Source organism: Mesorhizobium sp. M7A.F.Ca.US.006.04.2.1 (genome assembly GCF_004022915.1).
Lineage (GTDB): Bacteria > Pseudomonadota > Alphaproteobacteria > Rhizobiales > Rhizobiaceae > Mesorhizobium > Mesorhizobium ciceri.
Map to the genome: position 1 here is coordinate 1 of NZ_RZQA01001297.1, position 1,159 is coordinate 1,159.

General features: G+C 64.5%; 2 protein-coding genes. One reads left to right on the top strand and one right to left on the bottom strand.

Annotated features, from left to right (window positions below):
* Window positions 1–238: TetR/AcrR family transcriptional regulator (locus tag EN925_RS36785; RefSeq protein WP_164894702.1), on the bottom strand; the 238-nt coding region annotated here is incomplete at its 3' end.
* A 102-nt stretch (window positions 239–340) separates the two neighbouring features.
* Here EN925_RS36785 and EN925_RS36790 point away from each other — a divergent pair.
* On the top strand, window positions 341–1,159 hold an 819-nt coding region (locus tag EN925_RS36790), incomplete at its 3' end, for an NAD(P)-dependent alcohol dehydrogenase (RefSeq protein WP_164894703.1).

The following is a 1,159-nucleotide window of genomic DNA, read 5'->3' on the forward strand; positions in this document are numbered from 1 at the left end:
CCGCCGGATCCTTTTCGGCGGCCAGCGCTTCGCCCAGCCTCTCCGTCACGTCGGCAACGCTGGCGCGCGTCACCTCGATGACCAATTGGTCCTTGCCGCCGGGAAAATGAAAATACAGCGAGCCCCGCGGTGCGCCGCTGGCGCTCAATATGTCGTTGAGCGAGGTGCCGTGATAGCCGTGCTGCCTGAGCAGCAGCCCAGTCGTCTCGAGTATGCGGGTGCGGGTGTCGTTGGCCATGTCAACCTCTGTCAGTAGGAATCATTATAGGCCTTGCGCAGAATATCACAATCGGTCTACATAATATGTAGATCAGTCTATATATTCCTTGAGGAGAACGAAATGCGCAACTACCGCCTCGAAGGATCCGGGACCGAATCCCTGGTGATGCGCGAGGCGGCGCAGCCAGAGCCGAAACCGCATGAGATCGTGGTGCGCGTTCGCGCCACATCGCTCAACCGACGCGACACGATGATCCTCAACGGCACCTATCCGCTGCCGCCACGCCAAGGCGTCGTTCCGCTGAGCGACGGGGCTGGTGAGGTTGTCGCCGTCGGCGCTGCCGTCACCCGCTTTGCCGTCGGCGACCGTGTCACCGGCAGCTATTTCGCGCGCTGGATCGACGGCCGCATCCATGCCGGGCTCGTCGACCAGCTCGGCTGCACGCTGGACGGCATGCTGGCGGAATATGCGGTTCTCGACGAACAATGGGCGGTGCGGCTGCCCGATCATCTCGACTGGCAAGAGGCCGCAACGCTGACCTGCGCCGGCCTGACCGCCTGGAATGCGGTGACGGGCGCCGGAATTCCGAAGCCCGGCCAATGGGTTCTGGTCATCGGCTCGGGCGGCGTCTCGCTCTTTGCATTGCAGTTCGCCAAGCTGCTCGGCTGCCATGTCGCCGTCGTCACCTCGCGCGGCGAGAAAGCCGACAGGCTGCGGGCGCTGGGCGCCGACCTGGTGATTTCGACACCGGATATGCCGCAATGGGGTGCGGCCGTCCGCGACCAGACCGGCGGCATCGATCTCGTCGTCGAGACCGGTGGCCCGGCGACCTTCGCGCAGTCGCTGATCGCCAGCACGCTTTACGGGCACATCGTGCTCTTGACGCTGCAGGATGCGAAAGGCGGATCGATCCAGCTGCCGGCGGCACTCTACCAGCGC